This is a genomic window from Conexibacter sp. JCM 18997 (genome assembly GCF_055391915.1).
On record NZ_AP043885.1, the window covers coordinates 2,640,347 to 2,655,406 of the forward strand.

Sequence of the window (15,060 nt, forward strand, 5' to 3'; positions counted from 1 at the left end):
TGGTACCGTCGCCACTTCGTGACCGGTTCTGACCCTCAGCTGCGCGCCTCCGACGCCGATCGCGAGGTGGTCGCGTCCCAGCTACGTGCCGCCCGCGAGGACGGCCGGCTGGACACCGACGAGCTCGAAGATCGCCTCGGGAAGGCCTACGCGGCCAAGACCTTCGGCGAGCTCGCGCCGCTGACCGCCGACCTCGCGCCGGCGCCGTCGTCCGCGCCGGCCCCAGCCCCAGCCCCGGCCGCTGCGCCCGCGGCGGTCGTCGATCCGCAGGGCGACGGCGCCAACTGGCGCCTGCGCTGGGGCTCGTGGGCGGGCACCTCCGTGCTGCTCGTCGGCATCTGGGCCATCACCTGCATCGCCAGCGGTTCGCTTCAGTTCTTCTGGCCGATCTTCCCGATCGGCTTCTGGGCCCTGGGCATGGTCGCGGGGATGTTCGCGGGCTGGGGCTCGGGCTCCAGCGGCCGCGGAGATTCGTAACCGCACGCGTCTTGTTCCGTGACACGGCCCGCGCGATCGTGGGCGCATGGCCGTGCACCTTCCAGATTGGCGAGAAACGGGCGCCCAGCGCCCCAAAGTCGCCAATCTGGACCCGGTCGCCGCGCTGGCCGCCGCCCAATGGGGCGTCGTCGCCCGCCGGCAGCTGATCGCCGCCGGCGTCAGCGTCGATCAGATCAAGCGCCACGTCGCCGCCCGGCGGCTGGTGCGCATGCACCGCGGCGTCTACGCCTACGGCCACACCGCCCTCAAACCCGACGCCTACGCGCTGGCCGCCGTCCTGGCCTGCGGCGACGGCGCGATCCTGGCGATCCGCTCGGCCTCGGGCGTGTGGGGCTTTCACCACAGCGCCCGCGCCCGCCACGAGGTCATCACCCCACGCGCCGGCGGACGCACCCTACGCAGCGTCGACGTCCACCGCATGACGCTGGACCCCCGCGACGTCACGACCCACCGCGGCATCCCGATCACCACCGTCGCGCGCACCTGCCTGGACCTCGCACCCCGCCTCACCCCCAAACGCCTCGACCACGCACTCCAACGCACCGAAGAGCTCGGCCTCTTCGATCTGCGCTGCTTCGACCACGTCGTCCGCACCGGCGCACGCCATCGCGGAACCGACGAGCTCCGCCAAGCGCTCAGACGCCTGCGCCCCGAGCCCCACTTCACCCGCTCCGAGCTCGAACGCATCGCACTCAGACTCATCAGAAACGCCGGTCTGCCCACGCCAAGCGTGAACACCTACCACCACGGCTACGAGATCGACCTCTACTGGCCCCACGCCCAGACCATCGCCGAGCTCGACGGCTACGCCTTCCACAAGACCCGCGCCGCCTTCGAAACCGACCGCCGCCGCATCACCACCCTCAGCGCGCTCGGCTACACCGTCCTGCCCTTCACCTGGATCCAACTCGAAGACGAACCCACCTGGGTCGTCGACCGGATCGCGCAGGCGCTCTACTCGGAGCCGAGCAGTCCGCCCTGCGCGTGACTGGGCGGACCCTCAGGGCCCTCGTCGGCGCCCGACACGTTGCCGGAGTAGACCGTGTCGCGCGGCGGCAGGTCCTCGCGCAGGAAGCGATCGACGACGCGCGCGCACTGGCGCCCCTCGTTGATCGCCCACACGATCAGCGACTGGCCGCGGCGGGCGTCGCCGGCGGCGAAGATGCCGGTCTCGCTGGTCGCGTAGGTCGACGCCTTCACGTTGCCGCGCGGGTCCTTGGCCACGTCGAGCTGGCCGAGCAGCTCGGGATCGGGGTGCAGGAAGCCCATGGCCAGCAGCACGAGGTCGGCCGGCAGGGTCTTCTCGGTCCCCTCGACGGGCTGGAAGTTCTCGGCGTCCGCGATGTGCATCGTCTTGACGCCGCTCTCGTCGCCCTCGAAGCGCAGCGTGGCCACCGCGTAGTCCTGCGTGAACGACAGCTCGTTGTCCTCGCGCAGCGCCTCGCCCTCCTGGGCGGCGTAGGACTTGCGGTACTTGATCGGCCACAGCGGCCACGGCGTCTTGTCGTCCGGGCGATGCTCCGGCGGGCGGTCGAGGATCTCGATCTGCGTGACCGACAGCGCGCCCTCGCGGATCGAGTTGCCGACGCAGTCCGCGCCGGTGTCGCCGCCGCCGATGACCACGACGTGCTTGCCCTCGGCGGTGATCGGGGCGATCAGCGCGGGATCGACCTCGCCGAGCGGCTCGGGGCCCTCGACGGACGCGACCCAGCGGTTGCGGCCGTACAGGTACTCCATCGCGTAGTGGACACCGCCCAGCTCGCGGCCCTCGACGGGCAGGTCGCGGGGCACGCGCGAGCCGGTGGCCAGCACGATCGCGTCGAAGTCGTCGCGCAGCTCGTCGACGGTGACGTCGACGCCCACGTCGACCCCCGGGCGCATCTCCACGCCCTCGGCCGCCAACTGCTGCACGCGGCGCTCGACGATCCACTTCTCGATCTTGAAGTCCGGCACGCCGAAGCGGATCAGTCCGCCCATCGCCTCGTCGCGCTCGAACAGCACGACCCGGTGGCCGATGCGGCGCAGCTGCTGAGCGGCGGCCATGCCGGCCGGGCCCGAGCCGATGACGGCGACCGAGCGGCCGCTCTCGAACTCCGGCTTGGGCGGGCGCGGCTCGATCCAGCCCTCGTCCCAGGCGCGGTTGATGATCGAGTTCTCGATCTGCTTGATCGTGACCGCGTCGCCCTCGCGGATCTCCAGCACGCAGGCGGCCTCGCAGGGCGCCGGGCACAGGCGGCCGGTGAACTCGGGGAAGTTGTTCGTCGCGTGCAGCTGGACGATCGCGTCCTGCCAGCGGTCGCGGTAGACGAGGTCGTTCCAGTCGGGGATCAGGTTCCCCAGCGGGCAGCCGTTGTGGCAGAACGGCACGCCGCACTCCATGCAGCGCGCGCCCTGGTCGCTCAGCTCCGCGTCGGGGCGCTGAAGGACGAACTCCTTGTAGTCATGGGCGCGTTCCTCGGGTGGCCGCTCGATGATCCCGTGACGCGAGACCTGCAGGAACCCTCCGACCTTGCCCATCTACGCCGCCACTTCCTCTTGCTCCATCTGCTCCAGCACCCGCCGGTAGTCGGCCGGGAACACCTTGACGAACGACTCGGCGAGCGTCTCGAACTCGTCGAGCACGCGCTGGCCGACCGGCGAACCGGTGCGCTGCACGTGCTCGGCGATCAGGTCGCGCACCTCGATCAGGTCGCCCTCGTCGAGCGCCATCAGATCACCGTGCGCCGTCGGGTTGACGCGGGACTTGAACGTCCCGTCCTCGTCGAGCACGAAGGCCAGGCCGCCGCTCATGCCCGCGGCGAAGTTGCGCCCGGTCGGGCCCAGCACGACGACGCGGCCGCCGGTCATGTACTCACAGCCGTGGTCGCCGACGCCCTCGACCACCGCGCTGGCGCCCGAGTTGCGCACGCCGAAGCGCTCGCCGGCCAGGCCGCGGAAGAACGCGCGGCCGTCGGTCGCGCCGTACAGCACGGTGTTGCCGATGATCACGTTGTCCTCGGCCGGGTAGGTGACGCCCTCGGGCGGCCGCACGGCGAGCACGCCGCCCGACAGGCCCTTGCCGGTGTAGTCGTTGGCGTCCCCGAACAGCGTGAACGAGACGCCCGGGGCCAGCCAGCCGCCGAACGACTGCCCGGCGGACCCCTTGAAGGTCACGTCGATCGTGCCCTCGGGCAGGCCCTCGCTGCCGTGCGCCTGGGCGATGTGCGAGGACAGGATGCCCCCGACGCAGCGGTTGACGTTGCGGATCGTGTGCTCCAGCGTGACGCGCTCGGAGCGGGCCAGCGCCGGCTCGGCCTGCTTGACCAGATCCCAGTCCAGCGCATCGTCGAGGACCGGCTCCGGCGGGCGCACGCGGCGGCGCGGGGTGCCCTCGGGCAGCTCCGGCACGGCCAGCAGCGCGCTCAGGTCGATGCCGCGGGCCTTCCAGTGCTCGATCGCCTGGTCGGCGACGAGCAGGTCGGCCCGGCCGGTCAGCTCCTCCAGCGAGCGGATGCCCAGCGAGGCCATGATGCCGCGCAGCTCCTCGGCCACGAAGAAGAAGTAGTTGATCACGTGCTCGGGCTGGCCCTGGAAGCGCTTGATCAGCTCCGGGTCCTGCGTGGCGATGCCCACCGGGCACGTGTTCAGGTGACAGGCGCGCATCATGATGCAGCCCGTCGCGATCAACGGCGCGGTCGAGAACCCGAACTCGTCGGCCCCGAGCATCGCGGCGATGGCCACGTCGCGGCCGGTCTTCAGCTGGCCGTCGGTCTGGACGGTGATGCGCGAGCGCAGGTCGTTGAGCAGCAGCGTCTGCTGGGTCTCGGCCAGGCCGATCTCCCAGGGCACGCCCGCGGCCTGGATGGACGACAGCGGCGACGCGCCGGTGCCGCCGTCGTGGCCGGCGATCAGGACGTGGTCGGCGTTGGCCTTGGCCACGCCTGCCGCGACGGTGCCCACGCCGACCTCGGCCACGAGCTTCACGGACACCGACGCCGTCGGGTTCGCGCAGCGCAGGTCGTAGATCAGCTGCTTGAGGTCCTCGATCGAGTAGATGTCGTGGTGCGGCGGCGGCGAGATCAGGCCGACACCGGGCGTCGAGTGGCGGATGCCGCCGATGTACTTGTCGACCTTGTGGCCGGGCAGCTGGCCGCCCTCGCCGGGCTTGGCGCCCTGGGCCATCTTGATCTGCAGCTGGTCGGCGTTGACCAGGTAGTGGATCGTCACGCCGAAGCGGCCCGAGGCGACCTGCTTGATCGCCGAGCGGCGGTCGTCCAGGAAGCGCACCGGGTCCTCGCCGCCCTCACCCGTGTTCGAGCGGCCGCCGAGGTGGTTCATGGCCTGGGCCAGCGTCTCGTGCGCGTTGCGCGAGATCGAGCCCAGCGACATCGCGCCGGTGGCGAAGCGCTTGACGATCTCCTTGGACGGCTCGACCTCGGAGATGTCGATCGGCTCCAGGCCGTCGGTGCGGAAGGTCATCAGCCCGCGCAGCGTCGCGCGGCGCGTGGCGTCGTTGTTGACCATCGCCGCGAACTCGTCGTACTTGGCCTGCGCATCCCCGTTCTGGGACCGCACCGCATGCTGCACCAGCGCGATCGTCTCCGGGTTCCACATGTGGTGCTCGCCGTCGCGCCGCCAGGCGTAGACGCCGCCGACGGGCAGCACGTCGCCCTCGGGGGCCGGGAAGGCGCGCGTGTGGCGGTCCAGCGCCTCCTGGGCCAGCACGTCGATGCCGATGCCGCCGATGCGCGAGGCGGTGCCGGTGAAGTGGCGGTCGATCAGCTCCTTCTCCAGGCCGACGGCCTCGAAGATCTGCGCGCCGCAGTAGGACTGGATCGTCGAGATCCCCATCTTGGAGATCGTCTTGAGCAGGCCCTTGCCGATCGCCTTGACCACGTTGCGCTCGGCCTGGTCGTCGCTGTCGACCTTCAGCCGGCCCTCGGCGAACATCGTGTCGACGGTGTCGAACAGCAGGTACGGGTTGATCGCGCCGCAGCCGAAGCCGATCAGCGTGGCCATGTGATGGACCTCGCGCGGCTCGCCCGACTCCAGCACCAGCGAGCACTGCAGGCGGTTGCCGGCGCGCACGAGGTGGTGATGGATGGCCGAGACCTGCAGCAGCGCCGGGATCGGCGCGCGCTCCTTGCCCATGCGGCGATCCGACAGGATCAGCACGTTGGCGCCGGCCTGCAGCGCGTTGTAGGCCTCGTCACATGCCTCGGCCAGGCGCGCGCCCATGCCCTCGGGACCCGCCTCGATCGGCCAGGTCATGTCCAGCGTGTAGGTCTCGAAGATCTCGTGCCCGGACTCCTTGAGCTTCTCGAGCTCGAGGTTGCGCAGGATCGGCTGCTGGAGCACGAGCTGGTGCGCGTGCTCGGGCGACGGCTCGAGCAGGTTGCCCTCGGGCCCGATCGCGCTGGCCAGGGACATGACGACCTCTTCGCGGATCGGATCGATCGGCGGGTTGGTGACCTGCGCGAACAGCTGCTTGAAGTAGGAGAACAGCGGCGGCCGGCGATCGGACAGCACGGCGAGCGCGTTGTCGTTGCCCATCGAGCCGATCGGCTCCGCGGCGTCGTTGGCCATCGGCGCGATCAGCACGCGCAGGTCCTCCTGGGAGTACCCGAAGGCCAGCTGGCGCTTGTAGACCGGCAGCTGCCCGGTCAGGGTGACGTGCGCGTCGGGGAGGTCCTCGAAGTGCACGGCCTGCTCGTCGATCCACTGGCGGTAGGGCGCCTGCGTGGAGACGTCGCGCTTGACCTCCTCGTCCTCGACGATGCGGCCCTGGGCCAGGTCGACGAGGAAGATCTTGCCCGGCTGCAGCCGGCCCAGCCGCTTGACCCGGTCGGGCGTGATGCCCAGCAGACCCGCCTCCGAGCCGAGGACCAGCCAGCCGTCATGCGTCTCGACCCAGCGCCCGGGGCGCAGGCCGTTGCGATCGAGCGTGGCGCCGATCACGTTGCCGTCGGTGAAGCAGACGGCGGCGGGGCCGTCCCACGGCTCCATGAACGAGGCATGGAACTCGTAGAAGGCCTGCAGCTCGTCGGTCAGGTCCTCGCGGCCGGCGAAGGCCTCGGGGATCATCATCATCACCGCGTGCGGCAGCGAGCGGCCCGAGAGCATCAGCAGCTCGAGCACGTTGTCGAAGGTGGCCGAGTCCGAGCCGCCGGGGCGGACGATCGGCATGACCTTGGGCAGGTCGCGGCCGAACAGCTCGCTGGCCAGCTGCGACTCGCGAGCACGCATCCAGTTGACGTTGCCCATCAGCGTGTTGATCTCGCCGTTGTGGGCGATCACGCGGTAGGGGTGCGCCAGCTCCCAGGAGGGGAACGTGTTGGTCGAGAAGCGCGAGTGGACCAAGCCCATCGCGCTCTCCATGCGCTCGTCGACCAGGTCGGGGAAGAACTGCGCCACCTGGTAGGAGATCAGCATCCCCTTGTAGACCAGCGTGCGCGACGAGAACGAGGCGACGTAGAAGTCGGGGCCGGCGGCCAGCTCGCAGACGCGCCGGATCACGTAGAGCTTGCGCTCGAAGGCGTCCTGATCGGTGCCGAAGCCCGGGCCGGCCCCGACGAAGAACTGGCGAATATGTGGCCGCGAGCGGTTCGCGGTCGAGCCGACGTGCGCCTCGTCGATCGGCACGTCGCGCCAACCGAGCACCTGCTGGCCCTCCACGCGCGCGTTGAGCTCGAGCATCTGCTCGATCTTCTGCCGGCGCGCGGGGTCGGTGGGCAGGAAGCACATGGCCACGCCGTACTGGCCGACCGGCGGCAGCTCGAAGTCGACGACCTCGCGCAGGAAGCGGTCGGGCATCTGCAGCAGGATCCCCGCGCCGTCGCCCGTGTGCTTGTCGGCCCCGGCGGCACCGCGATGCTCCAGGTTCTCGAGCGCCAGCAGCGCTTTCTGAACCACCTCGTGGCTGGAGACGTTGTCGAGACGTGCGACGAGGGCGACGCCACACGCGTCGTGCTCGTAGCGAGGGTCGTACAGCCCTTGGGCCGTAGGCGGCTTAAGTCGGTCGGTCATATGGAAGTGCTCCGGCGGCAGGCGAGCAGCTCAGGCGGAGCGAGAAAGCCTAGAGCATTGAGGCGCCATCCCAAAGAGCGGCCAAACCGGTACCTTGCGCTTCGCCAAACAGCCGAACGGGGGTTGAAGCTCACGTCCGGCGGGCACAGAGGATTCCAGCGTATGGCCGACGTTCAGCTCACCCTGCCTGCACGCGCCGAAAACGTCGCGGTGGTTCGCCATGCCCTTGGCGGCCTCGGCGAGGCGCTCGCGCTGCACCCCCAGACGTTGTCGGACGTCAAGCTCGCCGTGACCGAGGCGTGCACCAACGTCGTCGTGCACGCCTACGGCGAGGGCGAAGGGCCGATGGAAGTGGCCGCGAGCGTCGACGGCGACGCGCTGCGCGTGACCGTCCGCGACGAGGGCCTGGGCATCGTGCCGCGTCCCGACTCACCGGGCCTCGGTCTCGGGCTGCCGCTGATCGCCACGCTGACGGAGTCCCTGGAGCTGGGCAAGACGCCCGACGATCGCACGGAGGTCACCATGGTCTTCCGCCTGGAGCAGGTCCCGGTCGAGTCGTGACGGACGCGCCGACCGCCAACACCGCGACCGTCAAGGTCGTGCAGGGGCCGCTCGTGGCCCCGGTCCTGTCGCGCGTCGTGGGCATGCTCGCCGCGCGCGCCCAGTGCCCGGTCGACCGCCTCGACGACGCGCTGCTCGTGGCCGACGCGATCGCCGCCTCCGCCCCGAACCGCTCGGCCGACGGGCACCTGACCGTCCGCCTGACCGCCAGCACCGACGGCCTCGAGTTGCGCGTGCTCGACCTCGCTCCCGGCGGCGGCGACGGCCTCGTCAGCGATGCCGCGCTCCCCGGCGTGGGCAATGTCCTCGAACGGATCGCCGACGACGTGCGCGTCGAAGACAACGAGCTCGTCGTGCGCTTGAGCTTCGGCTAACGCTCAACCACCCTCCTGGCACGGTGGCGATTTGACAGAGATCGCCAGCAACCTGCCACAATGCCCGCCAGATGCCCCCGGAATTTGCACTCACTGAAGACGCGATCGACGCCGAGCGCCACGTCGTGGCCGTTCGGGGCGAGATCGATCTCTTCACCGCACCCGAGCTGAAGCAGAAGCTCACCGACGCCATCGAAGGTGGCAAGACGCGGATCGTCGTCGATCTGACGCAGACGACGTTCCTCGACTCCACCGCGCTCGGCGTCCTGATCGGCGCGGTCAAGCGCCTGCGCACCCGCGACGGCGCGCTGGTCATCATCAACGTCGATCAGAACATCGCCAAGACGTTCGAGATCACGGGCCTGGACCAGATCTTCACGATCGTCGGCGAGCTCGACAGCGCCATCGCGGCGCTGGACGCCGAACCCGCTTCGTCCTAGTCGTCGATCAGCTCGAGCACGGCGACCTCGACCGGGCCCTGGATGGCCGTGTCGTCGGGGTCGGCGCCGAGCTGGTCGAGCACGCCCTCGATCGACTTGCCGTCCTGGTAGCGGTCGAAGATGCGCGGGTCGATGTAGGAGGCGCGCGCGACCGCGGGCGTGTTGCCCAGGTAGAACGCGACCTCTTTCACCGCGCGCGTGACCACCCTCTTGCGCGCGGTCTTCGTCTCGGCGGCCGCGCCGGACACGGCCACGGCCACGGCGGCCAGCACCGTCGCCCCCCAGGTGCGGAAGTCCTTGGCCGAGATGTCGGCGCCGGTGACGTCCTTGAGGTAGGCGTTGATGTCGGCCGACCGGACATCGGCCCAGCGGCGGCCCTCCCGGTAGGCCAGCAGCTCGTCGCCTCCACCCCGCCGGCGCTTGAGCGTCGCGACCAGCGTCGCGATCTCGGGATCGACGACCGACTGCACGCGCTGCTTGCCCGACTTGGCGGGATAGTCGAACGACAGCACCTCGCCGTTGACGGTCACGTGCTCCTTGCGCATCGTGGCCAGGCCGTAGGTCTCGTTGGTGACCGCGTAGTCCTCCGAGCCGATCCGGAAGAAGCCGCGGTCCAGCAGGCGCACCGCGCCGGCCAGCACCTGGGCGCGCGTCGGCGCGCCGTCGAGCTCGGCCAGGTCCGCCTCGACGTGCTCGCGCAGGGCCGGCAGCGCGCGCGCGAAGGCGACCATGTCGTCGAACTTCTGCTGGTCGCGGCGGGCGCGCCAGCGCGGGTGGTAGAGGTACTGCTTGCGCCCGGCCGCGTCGATGCCGGTGGCCTGGATGTGGCCGCCGGGGTACGGGCAGATCCACACGTCGGCCCAGGCCGGTGGGATCGCCAGCTCGGCGATGCGGGCCAGGATCTCGTCGTCGGTGACGGTCACGCCGTCGGGATCGACGTAGGAGAACCCGCGCCCACGCTTGCGCCGCGTGAGGCCGGGAACGGTCAGATCGGAGCGCCGTAGGCGGGCGCGGGAGGGGTGAGTCGTCGTGACGGCCATAGGGCCGTGACCGGTTACCCCTTCGACGCGGACTTCTGACGGGCGGGCTTCTTGGCCGGCCCGGACGCCGCCTTGGCCTTCGGCGCCGGAGCGCTGGTCCCACGGACGGCGTCGAGGCTGGCCTGCAGCGCCGCCATCAGGTCGGGCACCTCGGCCGGCTCGGCCTCGGGCGCTTCGGCGATGGCGATCTCCTCGCCGGCCGCCTTGCGCTCGATCATGGCCAGGATCTGCTCGCGGTACTCGTCGTGGTACTTGTCGGGCTCGAAGGGCCCGGCCAGCGAGTCGACGAGCTGCTTGGCGATCGCCAGCTCCTTCTCCGTCGTCTTGACGTCGTCGGTGGCCGCCAGCTCGTCGATGCGCGACGGGTCGTTGACCTCGTCGGCGAACAGCATCGTCGACATCTCCAGCGCGTCGCCGGACGGGCGGATCGCCACCAGGCTCTCCTTGGAGCGGATCACGACGCGGGCGATGGCCACCTTGCCGGTCTCGGCCATCGCGTCGAGCAGCAGCTTGTACGGCTTGGCCCCGCCCGGGCCGGGCGCGAGGTAGTACGGGTGGTCGTAGAAGATCGGCGGGATCTCCGACTCCTCGACGAAGTCTTCGATGTCGATCGTGCGCGTCTTCTCGGGCTCGAGCGAGTCGAGCTCCTCGTCGCTGATCACGATGTACGCGTCGGGCGCGATCTCGAAGCCCTTGACCAGGCGGTCGTAGGGGACCTCCTCGCCCGTGCGTGGGTTGACCCGCTTCTGCGCGATCCGGCCGTTGTCGGTCGAGTCGAGCTGGTTGAAGCGGACGGTCTTGCGGTTGACGGCGCTGTACAGCCGGACGGGCACGGTGACGAGCCCGAAGCTGATGGCGCCGGTCCAGATCGCGCGCGGCATGGGACTCGAAGTGATACCCGATTCGCCGCGCCGCGCGCGCAGGACTTCTGTCAGGCGGCGTTGGCCCCGCGGATCGCGATCGGGCGTCCGTTCCGATCTTCAGCCACGTGGGTTCGCTTCTCCTCGGTGGGGCAATCGGGGACTACGAGGCGACTACCTCGCCCCCGCTGTCCGAAAACCAGGAGACCCGGCCATGGCCACCCGCACCACGTATCACGGCATTCTCGGCGACGACAAGACCGACGAACGCGAGCAGATCGTCGAGATGCTCAAGAAGGCGTACTGGATGGAGATCGAGACCGTGATGAGCTACATCACCAACTCGGTCAACCCCGACGGCGTCCGCGCGCAGGAGATCATCGAGTCGCTGCGGGCCGACATCCAGGAGGAGCTCGGCCACGCCCAGTCGTTCGCCGCCCGCATCAAGGAGCTGTACGGCGTCGTGCCCGGCTCGCTGGAGTTCAAGGCCGAGCAGAGCTACCTGCAGCCGCCGGAGGCGCAGACCGACATCGTGCACGTCATCAAGGGCGTGATCGAGGCCGAGTCCGGCGCGATCGACTTCTACAACGAGATCATCGAGTTCACCGACGAGCACGACCCCGTGACCAACGACATGGTGATCGCCATCCTCCGCGACGAGGAGGGCCACCGGCGCCTGTTCGAGGGCTTCCTGCGCGAGTACGAGGCCGAAGGCAAGGCCTGAGCGCGGCTACGGCGCGGGCGGCTTGTCGCTCGTCCGCTTGCCGTTGCCGTTCCCGTTGACGCCCAGGGTGTCCCGGGCCAGCTGCAGCGCTGGCCCGGCCTGGGCGATCACCTGGTTCATCACCTCGCCGACGCCCTGGGCGCCGTTGAGGATCGTCAGGTTGTCGACGTGCGAGAACGCCCCGGCGGCCGCGGCCACGATCTCGGGCAGCTTCTCGGCGATCTGCTGGCCGATGACCGCGTCGGCCTCCTGCTCCAGCGCCTCGGCGCGCTTGGCGATCGCCTCGGCCTCGGCCAGGCCCTTGGCCCGCACCGCGGAGCCGTCGGCCTCGCCGCGAGCCTTGACCGCGTTGGCCTCGGCCTGACCGACGATCTCCGTGCGGCGCGCGTCGGCCTCCGCCTTCAGCTCGATCTCCCGCTTGGCCGCCTCGGCCAGGGCGATGCGCGCCGCCCGCTGGCCCTCGGCCTCGACCTGCGCGCGATAGGCCTCGGCGTCGGCCGGCTTGCGCACCTGCGTGTCCAGGCGCTTCTCCTCGCGCTCGGCCTCGAGGTTGGCCACCTCGGTCTCCTGCACGACGACCTGCTTGCGCGCGGACGCGTCGGCCAGCGGCCCCGCCTGCGCGGCCTCGGCCTCGGCCCGGTCGCGCTCGGCCTTGAACGCGGCCAGCTTGATCGCGGTGTCGCGCTCGGCGGCGGCGCGCAGCGTGGCCGCCTCCTGCTCGCGCTCGGTCGCCTCGCGGTCGGCGGACGCCTGCGCGATGCGCGCCGACTTCATCACCTCGGCGGTGCGGGGCTCGCCGAGCGCCTTGATGTAGCCGGTCGGATCGACGATCTCCTGGATCTGCATCGAGTCGACCACGAGGCCCAGCTTCTGCATCTCCGAGACCGACGCGTCGCGCGTCTCCTGGGCCAGCTCGTTGCGGTTGGCGATCAGGTCCTCGACCGACAGCCCGCCGATGATCGAGCGCAGGTGCCCGTGGAAGACCTCCTTGACGAGGTTGTGCATCTGCCCGTTCTGGCCGGGCTGGTCGTCCAGGAAGCGCGTGGCGGCGTTGGTGATCGACTGGTCGTCGTCGCCCACCTTGAAGATCGCCACGCCCTTCACGCCGACCGGGATCTTCTGCTTGTCGACGCCGTCGACGGCCAGCTCGGCCGAGTCGGCCCGCAGCGACAGGTACTGGGCCTTCTGGAGGATCGGCAGGACCAGCGCGCCACCGCCGGTGATGATCTTGAACGACTTCACGTTGGCCGCGGCGGCCGCGGTCGGCTGGCCGTCGGGGCCGAGCTCCAGCGGCGCCCGGCTGCCTCGCGAACGCACACCCAGCCCGGTGATGATCAACGCCTCGTCGGCCGCCGGGACCTTCCACAGGATCGAGAAAAGGATGACGCCGACGACGACGACCGCGGCGACCGCGATCACGATGACGAGCAAGGAGCTCATTGCTGGGGTTCCTCCGGGGGAACGTCGTAGAGGCGCGCCACCAGGACGGCGCGCGGGGGTTCGTACTCGACGACCACGACCTCGACGTCAGCGTCGATCGCGCCCCCGTCGACGTCCCGGGCCAGGAAGGCCTCGGTCCCGCCACGGATGCCGACGATGACCTCCCCCGTCCGCCCGGGACGGATGGCGCCCTGGCGGCTGATGCGCCCGACGAGCCCTACCGGGGAGTCGCTGCTGGAGGACATGTGTCGCGCAGCGCCTGGGCGCTGAGCGCGTCAGCGTAGTGGAACGAACGAGTTCCCCTTACTCGGCGTCGGGCGCGGGCTCCGGATCGGGCTCCGTGGGCACCGGCGACGGCTCGGCCGGCTGACCGGGCTCCTCCTGCGGAGGCGTCGGATCGATCGGCGTGACCGGCGCGTCCGGCACCGCCGGTTGCACCGGTGCGTCGGGGACGACGGGGGTGACCGGCTCGACCGGCTGGGGCACCTCGAGGGGCGTCGAGGGCTGCGGGACTTCCATGTGCATGCCCTTCAGGTTTCCCCCAGCGGCGTGGAGCCAACCTCCGCGGCGCGGATGCCGTCGCCCGGCTCTCGACGCCTTCCCTACCCCTCGGAGTCCGCCACCGATCGCAGTCGCGCCAACGACTGGCGGATGATGCGGCTGATCTGCATCTGCGAGACGCCGATGCGCTCGCCGATCTCCGCCTGCGTCAGATCCTCGACGAAGCGCAGGCGCAGCACCTCGCGCTCGCGTGGGCCGATCGTGCGCAGCAGCTTGGAGAGCGTCGCGCGGTCCTCGGCCAGGCCGAAGCCGCCGTCGTCGTCGCCCAGCGCGTCACCGACCGTCTCCCCCGCCTCGTCGTCCCCGGCCCGCGGCGCCGACAGCGACGAGGCGCGGTACGCGGCGCCCGCCTCCAGCGCCTCCAGCACCTGCTCCTCGTTGGCGTTGGTGGCCTGCGCGATCTCGGCCACCGACGGCGCGCGGCGCAGCTCGCGGCTCAGCTCGCCGACGGCGCGGTCGACGCGCAGCGCCAGCTCCTGGAGGTCGCGTGGGACGCGCACCGACCAGGTGCGGTCGCGGAAGTGGCGCTTGAGCTCGCCCAGGATGGTCGGCACCGCGTAGGAGCTGAACGCGATGCCCCGCTCGGGATCGAAGCGGTCGATGGCCTTGAGCATGCCCAGCGAGGCGACCTGGATGAGATCGTCGAGCGGCTCGTCGGCGCGCTGGTAGCGGCGCGCGAGCTGGCGGGCGAGCGGCAGGAACCGCTCGACCAGGGCCTCTCGCGCGGCAGGGTCGCCGGCCTGGGCGCGCGGGAACAGCGTGTCGTCCACACGAGCGGGGTCAGGCATGGCGTTGCTAGGAATGGCGGCACCTCGCGGCGGCTGGGCGGATCCGCACCGTTTGCTGGGGTGCGATGAGCGCGAGGTCGACGGGGGTCTGGGCCGACTCGCATGAGAGACTACCGCCCAGGATGACCGCCGAGGGCCAATATTCCGGTGCAGAGCTGCGCATTCTCGCGGCCGACGAGGACCGCGATGCGCTGGCCTCGACCGTGACGCTCCTGGAGGGCCTGGGGCACGAGGTCACCGCGCTGGCCGTCGGCGTCCGCGAGGCAGCCGAGGAGATCGCCCGCGACGAGCCGGACCTGGCCGTCGTCGTGCTGCACGACGACACCGCCCACGCGCTCGAGCTGATCGACGAGATTTCGGAATACGCCACCGGCCCCGTAATCGCCGTTGCGAGCGATCCTGATGCATCATTCGCCCAGGAAGCGGCCGAACGCGGTTTGGACGCGGTCGCCGCGCCGCCCCGTCCCGAGGCCGTTCAGGCGGCCATCGAGGTGGCCATGCGCCGCTCCGCCGAGCGCCGCGCGCTGGCCGAGCAGGTCGACCAGCTGGAGACCGCGCTGGCCCGGCGCGCCGTGATCGAGCGGGCCAAGGGCATCCTCATGGAACGCTTCGGCATCGGCGAACGGGACGCGTTCGAGCGCCTCAGGACCCACGCCCGCTCCCAGGGCCGGACCGTCGTCGTCGTCGCCCAGGCGGTCAGCGACGGCCACGCGCTCCTGCGCTCCTGATCTGGCTGACCAGCCAGGAGGTTGCTCGCGCAAATAGGTGG

Annotated in this window: 15 protein-coding genes; 7 read left to right on the plus strand and 8 right to left on the minus strand. The window is 70.7% G+C overall.

Going from position 1 to position 15,060, the window contains the following annotated elements; genetic code table 11:
- Positions 1-18 precede the first annotated feature (18 nt).
- Together ACZ5UI_RS13435 and ACZ5UI_RS13440 are read left to right on the plus strand one after the other, a co-directional pair.
- Positions 19-477: a DUF1707 SHOCT-like domain-containing protein gene (locus ACZ5UI_RS13435; RefSeq protein ID WP_464187543.1), complete on the plus strand. Its 459-nt coding sequence runs from the start codon at positions 19-21 to the stop codon at positions 475-477.
- Positions 478-523: 46 nt separating this feature from the next.
- Positions 524-1,486: a type IV toxin-antitoxin system AbiEi family antitoxin domain-containing protein gene (locus tag ACZ5UI_RS13440; protein WP_464187545.1), complete on the plus strand. Its 963-nt coding sequence runs from the start codon at positions 524-526 to the stop codon at positions 1,484-1,486.
- Here the strand turns inward: ACZ5UI_RS13440 and ACZ5UI_RS13445 are convergent.
- Entirely contained in the window at positions 1,453-3,015 is a 1,563-nt protein-coding gene (locus ACZ5UI_RS13445; protein ID WP_464187548.1) for a glutamate synthase subunit beta, read from the minus strand. The two genes, ACZ5UI_RS13440 and ACZ5UI_RS13445, sit on opposite strands and share 34 nt — an antisense overlap.
- Positions 3,016-7,503, minus strand: coding sequence for a glutamate synthase large subunit (gene gltB, locus ACZ5UI_RS13450; protein WP_464187550.1), 4,488 nt, complete (start codon positions 7,501-7,503; stop codon positions 3,016-3,018).
- Between the two features lie 162 nt (positions 7,504-7,665).
- Between gltB and ACZ5UI_RS13455 the strand changes: the two genes are divergently transcribed.
- From ACZ5UI_RS13455 to ACZ5UI_RS13465, 3 genes are all read left to right on the plus strand, one after another.
- Positions 7,666-8,064, plus strand: coding sequence for an ATP-binding protein (locus ACZ5UI_RS13455; RefSeq protein ID WP_464187553.1), 399 nt, complete (start codon positions 7,666-7,668; stop codon positions 8,062-8,064).
- On the plus strand, positions 8,061-8,438 hold the full coding sequence (locus tag ACZ5UI_RS13460; protein WP_464187555.1) for a hypothetical protein: 378 nt from the start codon (positions 8,061-8,063) through the stop codon (positions 8,436-8,438). Before ACZ5UI_RS13455 ends, ACZ5UI_RS13460 begins: the two co-directional genes overlap by 4 nt.
- 71 nt (positions 8,439-8,509) lie before the next feature.
- On the plus strand, positions 8,510-8,878 hold the full coding sequence (locus ACZ5UI_RS13465; RefSeq protein WP_464187557.1) for an STAS domain-containing protein: 369 nt from the start codon (positions 8,510-8,512) through the stop codon (positions 8,876-8,878).
- Here ACZ5UI_RS13465 and ACZ5UI_RS13470 read toward each other — a convergent pair.
- The gene (locus tag ACZ5UI_RS13470) at positions 8,875-9,918 is read right to left on the minus strand and encodes a DNA topoisomerase IB (RefSeq protein WP_464187559.1); all 1,044 of its coding nucleotides are present in this window, start codon (positions 9,916-9,918) and stop codon (positions 8,875-8,877) included. The genes ACZ5UI_RS13465 and ACZ5UI_RS13470 overlap by 4 nt on opposite strands.
- 14 nt (positions 9,919-9,932) lie before the next feature.
- Positions 9,933-10,799 carry a non-homologous end joining protein Ku gene (ku, locus tag ACZ5UI_RS13475; RefSeq protein WP_464187561.1) on the minus strand — a complete coding sequence of 289 codons (867 nt, stop codon included), beginning with the start codon at positions 10,797-10,799 and terminating at the stop codon, positions 9,933-9,935.
- A gap of 193 nt (positions 10,800-10,992) precedes the next feature.
- Here ku and ACZ5UI_RS13480 point away from each other — a divergent pair, with 193 nt between their 5' ends.
- Positions 10,993-11,502 (plus strand): ferritin-like domain-containing protein, encoded by a 510-nt coding sequence (locus ACZ5UI_RS13480; RefSeq protein ID WP_464187563.1) that lies wholly within the window; start codon positions 10,993-10,995, stop codon positions 11,500-11,502.
- Positions 11,503-11,508: 6 nt separating this feature from the next.
- On the opposite strand, the gene ACZ5UI_RS13485 is transcribed toward ACZ5UI_RS13480, so the two are convergent.
- The 4 genes from ACZ5UI_RS13485 to ACZ5UI_RS13500 form a co-directional block, all read right to left on the minus strand.
- Positions 11,509-12,942: a flotillin family protein gene (locus ACZ5UI_RS13485; RefSeq protein WP_464187565.1), complete on the minus strand. Its 1,434-nt coding sequence runs from the start codon at positions 12,940-12,942 to the stop codon at positions 11,509-11,511.
- Entirely contained in the window at positions 12,939-13,187 is a 249-nt protein-coding gene (locus ACZ5UI_RS13490; RefSeq protein ID WP_464187567.1) for a hypothetical protein, read from the minus strand. Before ACZ5UI_RS13490 ends, ACZ5UI_RS13485 begins: the two co-directional genes overlap by 4 nt.
- A 58-nt stretch (positions 13,188-13,245) precedes the next feature.
- A complete protein-coding gene (locus ACZ5UI_RS13495) occupies positions 13,246-13,467 on the minus strand; it encodes a hypothetical protein (protein WP_464187569.1) in 222 nt (73 codons plus the stop codon).
- A gap of 77 nt (positions 13,468-13,544) precedes the next feature.
- Complete coding sequence (locus tag ACZ5UI_RS13500; protein WP_464187571.1) at positions 13,545-14,291, minus strand: SigB/SigF/SigG family RNA polymerase sigma factor; 747 nt, start codon at positions 14,289-14,291, stop codon at positions 13,545-13,547.
- A gap of 122 nt (positions 14,292-14,413) precedes the next feature.
- Here ACZ5UI_RS13500 and ACZ5UI_RS13505 point away from each other — a divergent pair, with 122 nt between their 5' ends.
- Positions 14,414-15,019: an ANTAR domain-containing response regulator gene (locus tag ACZ5UI_RS13505; protein ID WP_464187573.1), complete on the plus strand. Its 606-nt coding sequence runs from the start codon at positions 14,414-14,416 to the stop codon at positions 15,017-15,019.
- Positions 15,020-15,060: the final 41 nt, after the last annotated feature.